The organism is Dysgonomonas mossii (genome assembly GCF_004569505.1).
Lineage (GTDB): Bacteria > Bacteroidota > Bacteroidia > Bacteroidales > Dysgonomonadaceae > Dysgonomonas.
This window is the reverse complement of sequence record NZ_SPPK01000156.1, coordinates 1-383: the sequence shown is the minus strand read 5'-3', so window position 1 is coordinate 383 and position 383 is coordinate 1. Positions and strand designations below refer to the sequence as shown.

The 383-nt window shown below is 75.2% G+C and carries 1 protein-coding gene; it reads left to right on the top strand.

Annotation, left to right across the window (positions count from 1 at the left end):
* A partial coding sequence (locus E4T88_RS19110; protein ID WP_135107618.1) for a TolC family protein occupies positions 1-383 on the top strand: 383 nt, incomplete at both ends.

Here is a 383-nt window from a genome sequence, read left to right as displayed (position 1 = left end):
GCCCGATCTGCGGCGCAGCGAGCGGCAACTGGCCGCCGCCACCGCCCGCATCGGCGTGGCCACCGCACAGCTCTATCCCAAGGTATCGCTCGGCCTGTCCGCCAGCTCCGCCGGGCCGGCCGGCGACTTCCTGGGCCGCGACACCTTCGCCTGGAACCTCGGCCCCCTCATCCGCTGGAGCCTGCCCAACACCGGCGCCGTCCGCGCGCGCATCGCCGGCGCCGAGGCGTCCACCCGCATGGCCCTGGCCAGCTTCGACGGCGCCGTACTGCAGGCCCTGCGCGAGACCGAAACCGCGCTGTCGGCCTACCGGCAGGAGCTGGTCAGCGTGGAAGCTTTGACCCGCGCCCGGGACGACAGCGCCCAGGTGGCCCGGCAGGCCC